The organism is Rossellomorea vietnamensis, assembly GCF_008180415.1.
GTDB classification, from domain to species: domain Bacteria; phylum Bacillota; class Bacilli; order Bacillales; family Bacillaceae_B; genus Rossellomorea; species Rossellomorea vietnamensis_C.
This window is the reverse complement of the sequence record NZ_VTEI01000013.1, coordinates 138053-155122: the sequence shown is the minus strand read 5'-3', so window position 1 is coordinate 155122 and position 17070 is coordinate 138053. Positions and strand designations below refer to the sequence as shown.

Below are 17070 nucleotides of genomic sequence, written 5' to 3'. Positions count from 1 at the left end.
GAATTTCATCTTTGGGAAGAAGTAGAGAAAGGGCTGGAAGTTCCCTTTTACTTCTCGGATCCTGGCAAACCAGGTCAGCGTGGCACCAACGAAAATAGCAACGGCCGCATTAGGCGCACGTATCCAAAAGGAACCGATTTCAACCGAATGACCCAGAAGGACATCATGGATTTTCTCTTGACGTTCAACCAGGTCCCCCGGAAAGTGCTCAATTATAATACGCCATTTGAGGTATTCATGAATTTCTTGCCGTGTTCGACTTGAGTTGACAATTTACAACCTATTTAATAAATAAGGGGAATTTTTCCCTCTATTTGCTAAAGGCAAACGCCTCGGGCAGCCCCGACAGGCAAATGTTCCTCAGAGAAAAAAAGGCGCTCTTTCCTTTTATTCTCTGAGGGTTATTTGACCCCGAGGGGCTAGGCGCTAAAGCTGGACGTATCAAAAGCGGAAGCGCCTTGTCCAGCCCCGACAGGCAAATGTTCCTCAGAGAAAAAAAGGCGCTCTTTCCTTTTATTCTCTGAGGGTTATTTGACCCCGAGGGGCTAGGCGCTAAAGCTGGACGTGGAAATATAGCTATAAGTTATCCACAGAGGGTGATTTCTTAATTCATAAACAACAAAAAAGGATGGGGCCTCCATCCTTTTTTCTATCAGGCAAGTATCGCTTTGTCGCTTGCCATTTGTGTTCCTCTGATTCTTTGAAACTCTTTTAACAATCCTTGAACAGTCAATTCCTTCTTTTGTTCCTCACTGACTTCAAGAATGATTTCCCCTTTATCCATCATGATCAGCCTGTTTCCAAGGTCAATCGCCTGCTGCATATTATGAGTGACCATCAATGTTGTCAATTGATACTTATCAACAATTTCCTTGGTTAAATTGGTGATCAGCTCTGCACGGGATGGATCCAGTGCGGCGGTATGCTCATCCAGAAGGAGAATCGACGGTTCAGTGAATGTCGCCATTAGCAGAGACAAGGCCTGCCGCTCACCGCCTGAAAGCAGCCCGACTTTTGCATTCAAGCGGTTTTCCAAATTAAGGTGAAGAGACTCCAGAACCTCCTTGAAGTACTCTCTTCTTCTTTTGGTGACTCCACTTTTAAGTGTCCTTCGTTTATTCCTTGAATAAGCCATGGCGAGATTTTCTTCAATCGTCATGGTTGGTGCGGTACCAGCCATGGGATCCTGGAAAACCCGTCCAATCAGCTTGGAACGTTTGTATTCCGATACTTTTGTGACATCCTTGTCATCAATGATAACTTCTCCTGTATCCGGTGTCAGTACTCCTGAGATCATGTTCATCAGGGTTGATTTTCCCGCCCCATTACTTCCGATGACTGTGACGAAATCACCAGGATTCATCGTCAGGCTGACATCTCCAAGTGCCACTTTCTCATCAGGTGTACCTTCATTGAAAATTTTATGGATTCTATTTAATTGTAACACCGCTCTCATCCTTCCCCTCTGGAGTTAAAGCGAGCTCCTGAAGCCGCTGGGCATGTTTCGCAGCCTTACGTTTTCTTTCTTTATAGCGGTCCATGAACCTCGGCATCACCAGTGCCAGAATGACGATGGTTGCAGTAATCAGTTTCATATCGCCCGTTTCAAGGAATTCAACACGCAATGCCATGCTGACAACGATACGGTAAATGATTGCCCCTCCAATAACAGCAAGTGTCGTTCTGACAATAGTCTTGGTACCGAAAAGAGCCTCACCGATAATAACGGATGCCAAACCGATAATAATCATCCCGATTCCCATACCTACATCGGCAAACCCTCCATATTGAGCAATCAACGCCCCTGAAAGCGCCACCATAGCATTAGAGATTCCAAGTCCTAAAATAATCAAAAGGTTTGTATTTGCAGAGAAACTTCTAATCATCCTCTGATTATCACCAGTCGCCCTTAAAGCTAATCCAATCTCAGTACGAAGAAATCTATCTGTTAAAAATTTAATCAGGAAAGTGACAATAATCATAAAGAAAAGTATTCCCCAAGTGTTTGGAAGAAACTCTCCAAGTCCGATAGCAGACAGCATATTATTCAGTGCTGAATCTATCCCCAGCTTTGACCAGATGCTTTCCACTGTTGTAAATGATGTATCCTGATTCAACAGCGGTACATTAGATCTGCCCATGATCCTCAAGTTTATTGAATACAAGGCAATCATCATTAAAATACCAGATAATAAGGCATTAATTTTCCCGAAAGTATGAAGTACACCCGTAATACAACCTGCTGCAAAACCAGCTATCACAGCCAGTATTGTTGCTATGAAAGGATTCATGCCACTTACAACAAGGGTGGCAGCAACTGCCGCCCCTGTCACAAAACTTCCATCTACAGTCAAGTCTGGAAAATCCAATATTCGGAAAGAGAGGTATACTCCCAGCGCCATTATCGCGTAGATGATCCCTGATTCAAAGGAACCAAAAATTGCAGTAAACACGATGCATCACCCCTTCTTATTCTCCTTCAAAAAACTCTCCAAGCTCGCTCCATTCTTCTTTTACTTCAACGCCTTGTTCTTCTGCAGCTTCCTTATTTATCATCAACTGGAAACTTTGTGGATATTCAATATCGATTTCAGATGGTTCGTTCTCTCCTTTGAGGATTTTAACCGCCATAAGTCCAGTCTCGTAACCTAAATCACTGTAACTAAACCCACTGGCTGCAACTGCTCCACGCTTCATTGAATCCAATTCACCCACAAAAAGAGGAATGTCCTTATCATTTGCTACCGCGATAACAGACTCCAACGCTGACACTACTGTATTATCAGTAGGGACATAAATGGCATCGACGCGGCCGACCAAAGACTCTGCAGCTTGTTTAACTTCAGCAGATGTAGAAACTGAAACTTCTGTAATTTCTGCTCCATTTTCTTTTGCGAGTTTCTCTACTTCCTTGACCTGCACCTCTGAATTTTGTTCACCTGAATTATAAATGACTCCAATATTTTTTGCCCCAATTTCTTCGGTTATGAAATTGATGGTTTTAGAGATTGCTTCCGGATGTGTATCTGATGTACCAGTAATGTTATCCCCCGGCTTGTCAAAGGCTTCAACCAGCCCTGCCCCCACTGGATCAGTTACTGAGGTGAATACGATGGGAATATCCTTTGTCGCATTTAAAGCACTTAAAGCACTTGGTGTTGAGTTAGCAAAAATCAAATCGATCTTGTCTCCAACAAAGTTATTAGCAATAGACTGTGCATTGCTTTGTTCCCCTTGCGCAATCTGCAAATCAAACTCAACATTATCCCCTTCTTTATACCCATTCTCTTCAAGTGCTTTCTTGAACCCTTCATAAGCTGCATCCAACGATGGATGTTCAACAATTTGACTTACCCCGATCTTGTACATTTTATCCCCTGATGCCGCATCCTTATCACTGCCGCAGCCTGCAAGCATCAGTGACCCTGCCAAAACAGAACTTAATAATAGCAAACTCTTTCTCAACTGAAATCCCCCTTTGTTCTATCAAGAATATTTATATACAGGGGCATGTACCCCTCCATATCAAAAAAGTTCCTAAAGGCGAATGGTTGATAATCGATTTGCATTCTTCTATCGCCAATATCTTTCACTTTAGCGCTTTAGTGTGATGAAATTTACTATCTTCGTAATTACAACGTTATAGTATCACCGAAGTAAAGATAAAGTCAATAATATTCCGAAAATTTAAAAATTAGTATCATTATATAATGTTTCAATCTTTAAAGCTATATTCTTTTTAATTACTGCTTTTCCTTATAAAATATTGACGGGCATAGACGGTTTATTCGGATTTGTGAAAAATGCTATTTTACAAAGATTGTGGTTTGCTTAATCGTATTAGATTTCCGCTCCATCTACATAAAGAGGGTGGAGGATAAAATAGCATTCATCAGCAACAATCTTTAGAAATAAGCCCCCCACAATATACTGATTCGTTTTTTAAGGGTTCTCATCTCTTGACTTCAAGTGCGTTCGTCTACCCGGCCCTGCTTCTTGGCGAGATCATCTCTTGGTAGTCGACGCTTTCATGTATCCGAGCTAGCTACTCGGAACATCATCTCTTGATGGAAGACACCTTCATGTATCCGAGCCAGCCTCTTGAGGACATCATCTCTCGATAACAGTAGCGATTAGGATGCCCATACCCGCAATTGCAGGCTGCGTCCTGTGCAATGCCCCTTTCAGAGAAGCTTCACGCCTAAAACACAAAAAAAGACGAACATAAATGTCCGTCTTCAAACCAGTTTTTCCGCTCCAGCAGTTAAAGATTCTCTCGCTTCTTTCATCATTCTTTCGAACAACTCTGCAACGGTCGGGATGTCGGCAATCAAGCTGCTCACCTGTCCGCCATTGATAAATCCTTCATCCAGCCTGCCTTCTAATGCACCTTTCCTGTGATAATCCTCGGAAGTGATCCTCGCAAAGCCTTCTGAATCCATGCCTTCTCTTTCATGGGCCAAAAGCTTATCGGCATAGGGGGTTTTCATGATCCGGCGGACGCGGCCGACGCTTCTTCCGACAATCACTGTTCCTTTATCATCTGCTTCCAGCAAGGTATTTTTGTAGTTTTCATGGAAAGGAGCCTCGACGGTAGCAATCAACCGTGTACCCATTTGAACCCCTGATGTGCCAAGGGCAAGCATGGCAGCAAGGCCTTTCCCGCTTCCAATCCCGCCGGCAGCTATGACGGGGATGTTCACTGCTTCTAAAATCTGTGGAATCAATGTGAGCGTCGTCGTTTCGAGGCTCGAGTTAATTCCGGCCGCTTCATAGCCTTCCGCCACAATGATATCAGCCCCTGCCTGTTGAGCTTTCACGGCTTGCTTTGCCGAAGCGACCACGCAGATGACCTTAATCCCTCTCTCTTTGAAAACTGGAATGAGTGGTGCAGGGTTACCAGCAGAAAGAGAGACAGCTGCAAGATTATGTTTCAAGACGAGGTCTGCCATTTCTTTTAAATGTTCCGTGACAGAGATGGGGATGTTGAGGGCAAAAGGTTTCTCTGTCAGCCTCTTGGTTTCAATAATAATTTCTTCCACTTCTTCTGCGGGCATTGTTCCAGCCCCGATGGTTCCAAGTCCTCCTGCTTCCGAGACGGCTGAAGTCAGGTGGGCATTACTGATATTCCCCATTCCTCCTTGCAGAATAGGGTAGGAGATTCCAAGAATTTCAGTTACTTTTTCCACTGCTCTTTCCCCCTTTTCAATCCAGGATCAATGGGTGATCAAACATGTTGTAGGACTGATCTTTATTCGTCATTTCATTTCCCTCTTGGTATACTTCTTCAAAAAATTGCGAGGCCGGTTTCGCCAGCACTTTGTAATAATCACTGAAAAGAGAGGCGGCATGAGCGCCCAGCCATTTATCAGGCAGGAGCTCTTCGGGAAGACCCGGATCCACGAACAGGAACTTCCTGTATTCATGGACCAGTTTCGTCCTTTCCACAAAGCATTGTGCGTCTGTCATTTCGCCTTTTTCAATTTTGTTTTTGTCTATGATAAATTTCTGGCTGTATTCAGAAATGAATTCAGCATATCGGTCATTGATTTCCTGCAGGTCCCAGCTCTTGCCGATGATCCGTTGATCTTCATTCGGGCCGTCGTACCTGGCAATGAAGAAATCCACATATTGCTTGATATCATACTTGTCAATAAGATCATAGACCTGCTTGTCCAAGTTATTCGGTGAAATCCAGCAACTGTTGGAGAGGGTTCCAAAGCCGCTCCATACAAGTTCTTTTCGCAGTTCGTCTCTTACATTGCGGATTTCTTCGGGAATGGTATACATGAGAATGCGCCATTGTCCGTCCCATTTTTCCGGCTGCAGTTTAAAAATACGCTGTGCAGCCTCTTCCATACGTTTCAGGCCGCGCTCTGTCAAAAAATAGTAACTCTTGTTGCCCTGCTTTTCAGATTGGACCCAGCCCTGTTTGTTCATCCGTGAAATGGCGGCCCTTACTGCCTGGTCATTATGTCCGAACTCCCTCAGCAATTTAATCAGGCTCCCAATCCAGATTTTATTTCCATAGTGCCTTATGTAATCTCCATATAAAGTGAAAATCATCGATCTTGTATTCAACCTGCTCGCCTCTTTCTAACTTTCACACACGATATTTTATCAGCATAATATATCTGTGACGTCCTAATTACGTTAAAGATTATTCTATCATAGAAAATGAATCATTTTAAATAAAAAGTATGATTTTTAGCACTTTTATGAAAATATCAACCTGCAAAAATACCTATTAATATTATATTAAAAAAACTCCATGAAGACATACGTCTCCATGGAATGTCCTTTCTATATGGACGTGACTACTTTCTAAAAAAAAGCAGCTCTGCTTCAGAACCTATTCCACCCGCTCGACAATCGTGGCGATTCCCTGCCCGACTCCAATACACATAGTCGCCAGCCCATGCCTGACGTCTCTGCGCTTCATTTCGTAAAGAAGGGTCGTCAGTATCCTCGCGCCGCTTGCCCCCAAAGGATGTCCTAAGGCAATTGCTCCTCCATTGACATTAACACGCGCTGAATCAAGCCCCAGCTCTCTGATACAAGCCAGTGACTGTGAGGCGAATGCTTCATTCAATTCTATCAAGCCAAGATCTTGCTCCTCTAAGTCAGCTCTCTTTAATGCCTTCCGAGTTGCATGGATTGGCCCGAGCCCCATGACAGAAGGCTCCAGCCCAGCTGTTGCGGAAACGACATACTTAGCCAGGGGTTTTAATCCCAGTTCATCCGCTTTTTCTGCGGTCATCAACAGCAGCGCAGAAGCACCGTCATTCACTCCGGAAGCGTTCCCCGCTGTCACTGTTCCATTCTCAAAAAGCGGTCTCAGCTTAGAGAGTTTTTCCATACTGGAGTCCGGCCGCGGATGCTCATCCTTATCAATTACAATCTCATTGCCTTTCCGGTCCTTGTAGATGACAGGAACGATTTCTTCTTGAAAGACTCCTGATTCCATTGCTTCTTTCGCCTTCAGTTGGCTGTGAAGAGCAAACTCATCCTGTTCCTCTCTTGAAATAGAGAATTGCTGCGCAACATTTTCCGCCGTCTCCGGCATGCTGTCTGTTCCATACCTCTGGGCTAGACGGCTGTTGATAAATCTCCAGCCAATGGTCGTGTCAAACATCTCCATATTTCCCCGCTGAAATTCTTTTTCTGGTTTAGCCATGACAAAAGGTGCCCTCGTCATGCTCTCTGTTCCGCCGGCTATAAAGACATCTCCCTCTCCGGCAAGAATGGCCCTGGCAGCATAATTAACTGCATCGAGACCAGAACCGCATAACCGGTTGATTGTCGTTCCCCCTGTTTCAACCGGCATGCCTGCCAATAGGGCGGACATTCTAGCCACATTGCGGTTGTCTTCACCTGCGCCATTGGCGTTCCCCAGGACGACTTCTTCCACCAGCTCCGGAGGCATCTCCGGATTTCTTTCCATCAGTGCTTTGATGACGATTGCTCCTAAATCATCTGGGCGTATGTTTTTCAAAGCACCCTTGTATTTTCCGATAGGTGTGCGGACAGCATCAACAATGACAACTTCCCTCATTGCAGTCCCTCCTTTATTTGTTTGTGTAGTCGTATACTCCTCGTCCTGATTTTCTTCCCAGCCTTCCTGCTTTCACATACTTCTCTAGCAGCGGTGCAGGGCGGTACTTCTCCCCAAGCTTTTCATGCAGATATTTCAGATTATTGAGCCTGGCATCTAAACCGACAAGGTCTCCAAGCTCAAAAGGACCCATCGGATAATTCAAGCCGAGTTTGATGGCCTTATCGATTTCTTCAGGAGTCCCCAGTCCTTCCTGCAGCATATAGAAAGCCTCGTTGCCGACAAGAGCAGATATGCGGCTCGTGACAAAGCCGGGAAACTCATTGATTACAACAGTTTCTTTGCCCATCTTTTTGGCGGCAGCTTCAACAAATTGTGCCGTCTCATCGCTTGTTTCCAGCCCGCGGACAATTTCAACAAGCGGCATTTTATGTACAGGATTAAAAAAGTGCATGGCAATCACTTTTTCAGGCCGTTTAGTAAATGAAGCTATTTCAGTAGGACTCATTGTTGATGTGTTTGTGGCAAAATAACAAGACGGGTTGGCATGCTCATCAATTTTTTCAAATACTGCTCGTTTGATTTCTGTCCTTTCAGGAACCGCTTCAATGACAAGATCTGCATCTTTCACAGCTTCCGCCATATCCGTTGAAAACGTCAATCTTTCCTGTGCAGCAGCGCTGTCTTCTTGGGACAGCTTTCCGCGGTCAACTCCTTTTTGAAAAATAGAAGAGAGTTCTCCCTGCGCACTGTCCAGCTGTCTTTGTTCTATATCGACGAGTGTTGTCTGAAATCCGCCGACTGCACTTACGTATGCAATCCCCCTGCCCATGACACCGGAACCAATTACTATTAATTTATTCATCGTCCAGCCTCCTCATAAGTCGAGTTTCTTCATTAATATAAGCATCAAGGGACTGGTGCCTATCCAGGTGAACTGGAAGACCCGCAGTCCCGAGCATGCTGATTCATTTTACAAGCCGAATGGATTTAATGGGCGGCTGCCAAAGTAAGAAATGATACTCTTCGTTTCTGTATACAGATCCAGGGTTTCGATACATAGTTCCCTGCCAAAACCGGATTGCTTATAGCCCCCGAACGGAGTCCCAGGGAATGCTGAGAATGGACAGTTTATCATGACAATTCCAGCCTGGATTGCTTTTGAGACTCTTGTCGCTTTTGCATAATCCGTTGTCCAAAGAGCAGAACCAAGACCATAGACAGTATCATTGGCAAGCTTGATTGCTTCTTTTTCGTCACTGAATTTCATAACGACCACGACAGGTCCAAAAATTTCTTCTCTTACTGCTTTCATTTCATGGTTTACGTTTGTAATGATGGTCGGCTCATACCAGTGGCCGTTTTCGAACCCTTCTACAGTTCCGCGTTTACCACCGGCAAGAATTGTCGCTCCTTCTTCTTTCGCAGACTGCACATAACCATCGATCGTTTTTACTTGATTGTCATCAATGATGGCACCGATATGTGTTCCTTTGTCGAACGGATCACCAAGGGAAAGCTGTTTGGTTTTGGCAACGAACTTCTCCATAAATTCATCGTAAATATCTTCATGCACATACAATCTTGAACGCGCCTCGCAAGACTGCCCGGTATTATAGAAGATTCCGAACAGGGAACCGTCAACTGCAGCATCCACATCTGCATCTTCGAATACGATGTTCGGGGATTTCCCGCCAAGCTCCAATGTTACACGCTTCAGTGTCTGAGATGCTCTTTCCATAATATTTTTTCCGATTGGCGTGGAACCTGTGAATGCTACTTTATCCACTTGATCATGTTCTACAAGGTAATTTCCGATTGTGGAACCTGATCCAGGGATTATGTTGACTACCCCCTGCGGCACTCCCGCTTCGATACAGATTTCACCAAGTACAATGGCTGTAAGCGGAGTAAGGGATGCGGGTTTAACGACTACAGAACATCCAACTGCAATAGCCGGTGCAACTTTCCATGCCGCCATCATGAGTGGATAGTTCCAAGGAATGATCTGGGCGCAGACCCCTACTGGCTCTTTTTCCGCCACGTTTTGGAATTGTCCCGGCACATTGTTGACTGTTCCGCGATGACCTACGATGGCACCTGCGTAGAATTCAAAATCTTCAATGGCCTGCATGACCTGGCCTTGTGCTGCTGATAAGGATTTTCCGCTGTCCATAATTTCCAGCGCTACCAGCTCATTGAAACGAGATCTCATGATACCGGCAATTTTCATCATGATTCGTTGACGCTTATTAACCGGGAACTTCTTCCACTTTCCTTTATCGAAGGCATCTCTTGCCGCCTGGACCGCGCGCTCTGCATCTTCCGTCGTTGCTTTTGCTACAGTGGCAATGGCTTCTCCTGTTGCCGGGTTGTATGTAGTGAATGTTTCTCCGGAGCCGTCCGTTCTTTCTCCATTGATGATCATTCCATAATGTTCACGCTTTGTTTCAAGGACTTCGAAATTTTGCTCTTTTACAGTTGCCATTTTCTCATCTCCTCAATATTATTTGCCTCGGAATACAGGTTTTCTCTTTTCCAGAAATGCACCGACACCTTCTCGGTGATCTTCACTTTGGCCGGCAATCCTTTGGCCGTAAGCTTCTTTTTCCAAATACTCTTCCAAACTGCAGTGATAGCTTTCATTCAGGTACCTTTTGATTAGGCTGATTGCTTTTGTCGGCATATTGGCAAGCCTTTCTGCATACGCTGCCACTTCGGTCTCCCATTCATCATGGCCTATAACTTTATTGGCAAGACCCAGCTCTTCTGCCTTGCCAGCAGAGATTTTTTCACCAAACACAGCCAGTTCCAAGGCTTTCGCATGGCCAATAAGCCTGGTCAGGTAGTACAGGTTTCCTGAATCCGGTATTAGCCCGACATGAATGAAAGCTTCTACGAAACTCGCTTTTTCCGAGAGCAATCGGAAATCGCATGCCAATGCCAGGCTCATTCCTGCTCCGGCCGCAACTCCATTTACCGCTGCGATGACCGGCTTTTCACAAGCGGCCAGTTCCTTGACCATTGGACCATAATGATTTCTCAGCACTTCACCGTGATCCATGTCTTCGCTTACTTCACTTAAATCCTGTCCTGAGCAAAACGCCCTTCCTTCTCCTGTTATTACAATGGCGCGGACCGCTTCATCCCTTGAAGACTGCTTCAGTGCTTTGGCAATCTCCATATTCATTCTAGCGATGAAAGCATTCAGCTTATCCGGGCGGTTCATGGAAATCCAGGCCACTCCATTCCTGACTTCATAGAGGATCGTCTCAAACATGGTGATGCCTCCTTTACTTTCCTTTATACTTCGGTTTTCTTTTTTCGATGAATGCTTTCATTCCCTCTTTTTGATCCTCGGAAGCGAAAAGCAAACTGAAGTTTTTACGTTCATACTGCATTCCTTCATAGAGAGAATAATCGACAGCTTTCAGAACAGACTCTTTTATCAATCGGATCGATAACGGAGGCTGTTTGGCCAGCCTGCCTGCAAACTTCTTTGTTTCTTCAAATAAAAGTTCCCTGGCCACTACCCTGTTGATGATTCCAAGCCGATGAGCCTCTGAAGCCGTCATCCTGTCACCTGTCATCAGCCATTCCATTGCACGAGTTTTGCCGATCAGCTTCGTCAATCTCTGGGTTCCGCCTGCACCAGGCATCACCGCAAGGCTTACTTCAGGGAAGCCGAACTCTGCATCGTCAGCTGCAAACAGCATGTCGCAGCATAAGGCCAGCTCGAAACCGCCGCCAAGAGCAAACCCTTGGACCGCTCCGATAATCGGCTTCTTCACTGCCGCTATCCGGTCCCAATCGGCAAACTGGTTCATCAGTTCGAAATCGATGGCATTATCATTGGCCATTTCAGCTATATCGGCTCCAGCAGCAAACGCCCTGCCTTTTCCGGAAAGAAGGATGACCTTTACTTCCTGATTTCTGTCAAAGCTTTCGAAAGCGGATAGTATTTCTGATACCATTCCCCTGTTTATCGCATTCAGCACTTTTGGGCGGTTGAGCTCGACAAGACCGATACCATCTTCCACACTCACATTGATATACTGATAGGTATTACTCATTCACTTCTTCACCGATCATCAATGTGACAAGGTCACCGGCAAAAGACATTAAATCCTTTCCGGAAGCTTTACCTTCATCAGATTTCATGGCTGCTTTCAATGACTCGTGGCTGTCATAAAACATTTCACACATCAGGTAGTACTTGCCTTCTCCACCCATTGGAGAGCCGACGACTTTAGTAACCTTCATTTCTTTCAAACCAGGAATCTTTGCTGTGATAGGTGCATGTGTATTGAAGTAATGCTCATCGAATTGTTCCTTATTTTCAGGATGCTTATAAAGTGCGATCAATTTTACCATTGTAATCTCTCCCTTTTCTTTTAAATGGCCGTTGATTTCCGCTCCAGGTGAGTTACTCCGCGGGGCGGGCGTTGAGCCTCCTCGGCTTCATAAAAAGCGGAAGCGGCCGTTCAGCGACGTACAGATTTTAAGGCTCTCGTATGAGATAAAGGAATCACGAAGAGCGTTAGCGATTCGATGATGACTTATCGCAAGGAGAGAGACTGAAATCTGCTAGTCGCTGGCCGCTGGAGCTGGATTCGCCTGCGGGGTCTCACCTGTCAGCAAAAGTGGAAGCGCCTTGCCCAGCCCCGACAGGCAAATGTTCTCAAGAGAAAAAAAGGCGCTCTTTCCTTATATTCTCTTGGGGTTATTTGACCCCGAGGGGCTAGGCGCTGGAACTAGACGACCGCTAGTCCCGCAGGAGATAACTCACCTTCCGCTCCAATCAACTATGAATTTTATTTAAGATACCAAATCTCTTAATGTCAGCAACTAGATAGTTAAATACATCTTATTTCATACCTTTAAAGTGAAATAATTTCGCGATGCCTATATACGTTTTTTGATAGATAGAGCATCTGAAAATCAAACTCTTTCTCACATAATAGTAGATATTGGTTTCATTGCTTCAAACGGGTTTTTGCATTGTTTGCAGTAAAGGATGCTGCGGCAGGCTGTCGGCCCGAATATGTTTTCCATCGTGGTATATGGTGAATTACAGTACGGACAGTCGACCTTCCATCCCCCGTCGTCATCTAGTCTTTCTGGCGGCGGCGCTATTCCAAATTCCTTAAGTTTTCCCCGCCCTGCCTCCGACACCCGGTCTGAAGTCCATGGAGGGCTGAATAGGAAATCCACATCCGTCATCGTAATGTCGGCGTCTGCCAGCAGGGCTTTTTCCACGTTGGCTTTGATGATTTCCAAGGCAGGGCATCCCATAAAGGTCGGCAGCAGCTTTATCACCGCTTTGCCTTCATTCATTTCAGCCTGCTCCACCATTCCCAGTTCAACAATGCTGACCGAATCGATTTCAGGGTCCTTTACCTGCTGAAGTATATTCAATATGCGTTCATCTTTTTCTGTCAACTGAATCATTCCCTTTTACCAGGCTGCTGCCGGATCTGAGTTGTAGACCTCGCTCAGGACGTCAATGGCCTGCTGCAGGTCTGAAGTATGCACTTTGTTTCGGCCGTTTCCTCTCTTCATATCCAATTCCGGAAGTGAAAGATTGCAAGCTTCAAAGATTGGTGTGACAGCATTCTTCCAGCGCATGACCAGCATTTCTTCCCCTTCTATCAAGCCAGCCTTGGCCATCTCCTCACCTTGTTCGCCCAAGGAAAGAACTCCAGCGAAGTCGGCGGCTGTCTTTTCCACCGCATTCATCATACGCTTTCTCGCTTCGCTGTTTGAGTTCATCAGCTGAGAAAACCATGTTTTCCAGTGCAGAAGGTGATAGTAAAGCTCCATATTTACCTTGACTGCCGCATCCGCCAATGGCTGATAGGAAGAATTCTTTAAGGAATCGATTTTGACCTTTTTTGCTTGAGCATAGAAGTAGTTTCTGACGACAGCGAATGCCCAATCGTAATCAGGTTCCACCAGATAGGTGCCGGATCCGTTTGCTTCTTCTAAGATGATGGCGTTTCGCCGCTCTTCAGCTCCCCTCGCATGGGCAAGACTGTTCATCTCTGCCTCACCAAGGTCTTCAAGGAGCCTGTAAAACATCGCGGCATGCCCCATGGTATCCTGGTTAATAGAAGAAAATGCGACATCTTCCTCGATATGGGGAGCAAGGCCAAGCCATTCCGATCCTCGGTAGGCAATGATGAAATCGTCATCTGCCAGCCCGTACAAAAGTTCAACCAATGCTGTTTTGTAATTCTTATCCTTTACTTCAGCTGCACTGCTTACAGTCATGACTTTTTCGCCTTCCCTTCCCAAGACATAATTTCTTTCTCATCCAGCATCTCCTGCTCATAGTAGCGCCACTTTTTCTTCAGGTATCCATAGCCTTTAGCATTTCTGTAATCCTTATTATCCAGGCGCTGCAGAGATTCTTTTTCCTCTTGATTCATCTTTCTGATGTCATTTCGTTTGACGACCCAAATATCAGCTGCCGGTTCTCTTCTCATAAAATTTTCCTGAGCCATCACCAATGCAATTTCCTGATTCGGTGCCAGCAGGCTGAACTGATGCTGCATCGGGGCATTATCTGTTCTTCTGCTGAATACTTCATATTCCTGATAAAAATTCCTGCTTTTATCCGACATGTCAACGCCCCCTTATCCTGCCGCTGTATCTCCGCTCAGTGCTTCACGGACCCAGGCATTATTTTCATAAGAAATTCTTCTTAGGTTCAATCTCTCTTGCGACTTTGGACCGTTATTCTTAACGATCTCCTTAAACTTGCTCCAATCAGGCTGCTGATAAATCCATTCTTCTTTCTCTTGATCGAAGTACATGGTTTCATCCGGCAGCTTCAGTCCCAATGATAGGACTCTTGGAACATACTTTGTGAAGAAATCCTGCCTCAGCTGTTCATTCGTTTTGGTACGAATACCGTATTTAATAGTAATATCCTGTTTTGATGAACCCGTTGTAGAGGCACTTCCGGGACCAAAGAACATGAGGAGTGATTCCCACCAGCGATCGACAGCATCCTGGACAAGCGCCTTCTGCTCAGGAGTGCCTTCTGCTAAGGCTATGATGATGGCTTCACCATGCTGGGCGTGAAACACTTCTTCGGCACAGATCCGCTTCAATGCTCTTGCATATGGGCCATAGGATGCTCCGAGCATGTTGGTCTGTGTGATAATGGCGGCACCATCCACCAACCAGCCGATCAGTCCGGCATCTCCCCATGTAGGGGCTTCCATATGGAAGACATTATGAAACTTTAAATCTCCTGAAAATAAGTCCTGCATGATTTCTTCACGAGTCTTTCCGTAGGGCTTCATGAGGTCTTCAGCCACGCGAAGCAGGAGCTGCCCATGTCCCATTTCATCCTGCACTTTCGCCATGATGCCGAGTTTCCTGCCCAGAGTCGGAGCTTTCGGCACCCACTCTTTCTCTGGAAGCGCTCCCATTATTTCGCTGATTCCATGCATAGATATTAATTTGATCAATACCTTTCTGTACTCATCCGGCATCCAGTCATCGGCTTCGATTTTCTCCCCTGCCTCGATGCGCTTCATGAAGTGCTCCATCTTCTCCTCTTCTGTCAACGCCGCAAATGATGCTGTATCACTCATTGTAAGGACCTCCTAAAATAACGTATTTATTACGCTATCCATTTATGTGGTTATACGATTAAATTTCAAATTTTTTTAAACTCCCAGTCCGCTTTCCCTCATATCCAGCACCCTGACCGCTTTTCCTTCCGAACGGGGAAGTGACTTCGGACTCTTTACTTTAACTTCCATAGAGACGAGACAACTGCTTTTCATGATATGCTGAATCTTCTTTGCCAGAAGAAAAATGCTTTCATGTTCCAGGTTTTGTTCCAGGCCAGTATATATCTCTTCCTTGATTTCCACATGAAGTTCCACTGAATCCAATGTTCCCTGCCTGGTTAGATGAATCTGATAGTGAGGTGATAATTCTTCTATTGAGAGCAGATAATGCTCCACCTCTGAAGGGAAAACATTGACTCCCCGGATGATCATCATGTCATCCACCCGCCCCTTGACCCGGGACATCTTCACTGTCGTTCGCCCGCAAGAGCACTTTTCGTATGACAAGGAGGCAATATCACCTGTCCTGTACCGGATAATCGGAAACGCTTCCTTCGTCAATGAAGTGAAAACCAGTTCCCCTTCTGCACCTGGAGGCAGTGATTCCAATGTAACAGGATCGATGATCTCAGGCAGAAAATGATCTTCCGCGATATGCAATCCCGATTGTGCCTCATGGCATTCCATCGCCACCCCGGGACCGATTACTTCACTTAATCCATAAATATCGCAGGCTTTTAAATTCCATTTTTCTTCGATCTTATGCCTCATTTTTTCCGACCATGGCTCAGCGCCAAAGATTCCATATTTCACAGAGGTTTGGGCAGGATCCTTTCCCTGTTCTTCCATCTTCTCCGCTATATTCAAGATATAAGACGGCGTTCCGCAAATAACCGTTGGCTTAAAATCTTCAATCAGTGTAATCTGCCTTTCTGCATTTCCTCCTGATACCGGAACAGTCACTAATCCAAGTCTTTCGCTTCCATAATGAAGGCCAAGTCCGCCAGTGAACAATCCATAACCGTAGGCATTGTGCAGGAAGTCCCCTGGCTTTCCGCCGCCGGCAGCTATTGCACGGGAAACGATTTCACTCCACATATCAATGTCGTTTTGCGTATAACCCACAACAGTCGGTTTCCCGCTCGTTCCGGATGAGGCATGAACCCTGATCAGTTCTTCCTGCGGGACAGCAAACAATCCAAATGGATAATGGTTCCTCAAATCAGACTTCGTTGTGAAGGGAAGAAGTTGAATGTCCTGTAAAGAATTAATATCCTCAGGCTTTATTCCCCTAGTATCTAACTGCTCTCTGTAAAATGAGACATTATTGTAGACACTGGCTATCGTCTTCTGGAGGCGTCCGAGCTGAATTAATTCGGTGTCACTCCTGTCCCACGTTTCAATTTCATGTAAAATCACTCAGTGTTTCCTCCTTTATTCAACCTGACCCTCTCGATTTGGAAGATTATCTATTTTTATATAACGCTTTTTATTCGTAATATATTTATTTTGTTATATATCTACACTCAAAAGATAACGTGAAATTACTGAAAAGTCAATATATTTTCTGAAAATTTATATTTTTGCAGTAACTCTCTGGAAATTTGGTAGTCTTGGTATTTTTGATGGCAGTTCAAAGAGGGGATTAGATATAAACCCGGCAAGAGGATTTATAATAATACCTTGTATTTGCTTGGTTGGTTGGTTGGGGGAGGCTTCACTTTGAAGGAGTTGTTGTTGTTTAATCTTATGGCTTATGAGTGGGGCGGGTTCAGTTTGAACCAGGTTACTGCTCCGGAAGTAGTTTTTATAGAGCTAATGGTACCGTTATCTTATGGCAGACCTGTTTTAATGGTATATTTTTTCACTAATCTTGCCATTTTCTCGGCGGGCTCCTCTTTTATTGGTAAGTTTATCCGCTAATCG

The 17070-nt window shown here is 45.1% G+C and carries 18 protein-coding genes; 2 read left to right on the top strand and 16 right to left on the bottom strand.

What is annotated here, in order from left to right:
• A partial coding sequence (locus FZC78_RS23855; protein WP_187445008.1) for an IS30 family transposase occupies positions 1–264 on the top strand: 264 nt, incomplete at its 5' end.
• 388 nt (positions 265–652) lie between these two features.
• Here FZC78_RS23855 and FZC78_RS18945 read toward each other — a convergent pair.
• From FZC78_RS18945 to FZC78_RS18865, 16 genes are all read right to left on the bottom strand, one after another.
• On the bottom strand, positions 653–1447 hold the full coding sequence (locus FZC78_RS18945; RefSeq protein ID WP_148941641.1) for an ABC transporter ATP-binding protein: 795 nt from the start codon (positions 1445–1447) through the stop codon (positions 653–655).
• A complete protein-coding gene (locus tag FZC78_RS18940; RefSeq protein ID WP_148941640.1) occupies positions 1431–2453 on the bottom strand; it encodes an ABC transporter permease in 1023 nt (340 codons plus the stop codon). Before FZC78_RS18940 ends, FZC78_RS18945 begins: the two co-directional genes overlap by 17 nt.
• A gap of 16 nt (positions 2454–2469) precedes the next feature.
• Positions 2470–3417: an ABC transporter substrate-binding protein gene (locus FZC78_RS18935; protein WP_435874179.1), complete on the bottom strand. Its 948-nt coding sequence runs from the start codon at positions 3415–3417 to the stop codon at positions 2470–2472.
• An 821-nt stretch (positions 3418–4238) separates the two neighbouring features.
• Positions 4239–5189 carry an NAD(P)H-dependent flavin oxidoreductase gene (locus FZC78_RS18930; protein ID WP_148941638.1) on the bottom strand — a complete coding sequence of 317 codons (951 nt, stop codon included), beginning with the start codon at positions 5187–5189 and terminating at the stop codon, positions 4239–4241.
• Between the two features lie 16 nt (positions 5190–5205).
• Positions 5206–6081, bottom strand: coding sequence for a phenylacetic acid degradation operon negative regulatory protein PaaX (paaX, locus tag FZC78_RS18925; protein ID WP_148941637.1), 876 nt, complete (start codon positions 6079–6081; stop codon positions 5206–5208).
• Between the two features lie 271 nt (positions 6082–6352).
• A complete protein-coding gene (locus FZC78_RS18920) occupies positions 6353–7555 on the bottom strand; it encodes a 3-oxoadipyl-CoA thiolase (RefSeq protein WP_148941636.1) in 1203 nt (400 codons plus the stop codon).
• A 13-nt stretch (positions 7556–7568) separates the two neighbouring features.
• Entirely contained in the window at positions 7569–8420 is an 852-nt protein-coding gene (locus tag FZC78_RS18915) for a 3-hydroxyacyl-CoA dehydrogenase (RefSeq protein WP_148941635.1), read from the bottom strand.
• A 108-nt stretch (positions 8421–8528) separates the two neighbouring features.
• Positions 8529–10043: an aldehyde dehydrogenase family protein gene (locus tag FZC78_RS18910; RefSeq protein WP_148941634.1), complete on the bottom strand. Its 1515-nt coding sequence runs from the start codon at positions 10041–10043 to the stop codon at positions 8529–8531.
• 18 nt (positions 10044–10061) lie between these two features.
• A complete protein-coding gene (locus FZC78_RS18905; protein WP_148941633.1) occupies positions 10062–10835 on the bottom strand; it encodes an enoyl-CoA hydratase-related protein in 774 nt (257 codons plus the stop codon).
• 13 nt (positions 10836–10848) lie between these two features.
• Entirely contained in the window at positions 10849–11628 is a 780-nt protein-coding gene (locus tag FZC78_RS18900) for an enoyl-CoA hydratase/isomerase family protein (protein WP_148941632.1), read from the bottom strand.
• Positions 11621–11929: an EthD family reductase gene (locus tag FZC78_RS18895; RefSeq protein ID WP_113930332.1), complete on the bottom strand. Its 309-nt coding sequence runs from the start codon at positions 11927–11929 to the stop codon at positions 11621–11623. The genes FZC78_RS18900 and FZC78_RS18895 overlap by 8 nt, the downstream gene beginning before the upstream one ends.
• Positions 11930–12508: 579 nt before the next feature.
• Entirely contained in the window at positions 12509–13006 is a 498-nt protein-coding gene (gene paaD, locus FZC78_RS18885; protein WP_148941631.1) for a 1,2-phenylacetyl-CoA epoxidase subunit PaaD, read from the bottom strand.
• Between the two features lie 6 nt (positions 13007–13012).
• On the bottom strand, positions 13013–13828 hold the full coding sequence (gene paaC / locus FZC78_RS18880) for a 1,2-phenylacetyl-CoA epoxidase subunit PaaC (RefSeq protein WP_148941630.1): 816 nt from the start codon (positions 13826–13828) through the stop codon (positions 13013–13015).
• Positions 13825–14181 carry a 1,2-phenylacetyl-CoA epoxidase subunit PaaB gene (gene paaB / locus FZC78_RS18875; RefSeq protein ID WP_148941629.1) on the bottom strand — a complete coding sequence of 119 codons (357 nt, stop codon included), beginning with the start codon at positions 14179–14181 and terminating at the stop codon, positions 13825–13827. Before paaB ends, paaC begins: the two co-directional genes overlap by 4 nt.
• Before the next feature lie 12 nt (positions 14182–14193).
• Positions 14194–15162, bottom strand: coding sequence for a 1,2-phenylacetyl-CoA epoxidase subunit PaaA (gene paaA, locus FZC78_RS18870; protein ID WP_148941628.1), 969 nt, complete (start codon positions 15160–15162; stop codon positions 14194–14196).
• Between the two features lie 75 nt (positions 15163–15237).
• On the bottom strand, positions 15238–16563 hold the full coding sequence (locus tag FZC78_RS18865) for a phenylacetate--CoA ligase family protein (protein WP_148941627.1): 1326 nt from the start codon (positions 16561–16563) through the stop codon (positions 15238–15240).
• Positions 16564–16866: 303 nt separating this feature from the next.
• Between FZC78_RS18865 and FZC78_RS18860 the strand changes: the two genes are divergently transcribed.
• Positions 16867–17067, top strand: coding sequence for a hypothetical protein (locus FZC78_RS18860; protein WP_148941626.1), 201 nt, complete (start codon positions 16867–16869; stop codon positions 17065–17067).
• Positions 17068–17070 lie beyond the last annotated feature (3 nt).

Coding starts and splice junctions, on each gene's coding strand:
- FZC78_RS18935 (WP_435874179.1), bottom strand. CDS start 3,417: ATGCTTGCAGGCTGCGGCAGTGATAAGGATGCGGCATCAGGGGATAAA.
- FZC78_RS18920 (WP_148941636.1), bottom strand. CDS start 7,555: ATGAGGGAAGTTGTCATTGTTGATGCTGTCCGCACACCTATCGGAAAA.
- FZC78_RS18915 (WP_148941635.1), bottom strand. CDS start 8,420: ATGAATAAATTAATAGTAATTGGTTCCGGTGTCATGGGCAGGGGGATT.
- FZC78_RS18910 (WP_148941634.1), bottom strand. CDS start 10,043: ATGGCAACTGTAAAAGAGCAAAATTTCGAAGTCCTTGAAACAAAGCGT.
- FZC78_RS18905 (WP_148941633.1), bottom strand. CDS start 10,835: ATGTTTGAGACGATCCTCTATGAAGTCAGGAATGGAGTGGCCTGGATT.
- FZC78_RS18900 (WP_148941632.1), bottom strand. CDS start 11,628: ATGAGTAATACCTATCAGTATATCAATGTGAGTGTGGAAGATGGTATC.
- FZC78_RS18895 (WP_113930332.1), bottom strand. CDS start 11,929: ATGGTAAAATTGATCGCACTTTATAAGCATCCTGAAAATAAGGAACAA.
- paaD (WP_148941631.1), bottom strand. CDS start 13,006: ATGATTCAGTTGACAGAAAAAGATGAACGCATATTGAATATACTTCAG.
- paaC (WP_148941630.1), bottom strand. CDS start 13,828: ATGACTGTAAGCAGTGCAGCTGAAGTAAAGGATAAGAATTACAAAACA.
- paaB (WP_148941629.1), bottom strand. CDS start 14,181: ATGTCGGATAAAAGCAGGAATTTTTATCAGGAATATGAAGTATTCAGC.
- paaA (WP_148941628.1), bottom strand. CDS start 15,162: ATGAGTGATACAGCATCATTTGCGGCGTTGACAGAAGAGGAGAAGATG.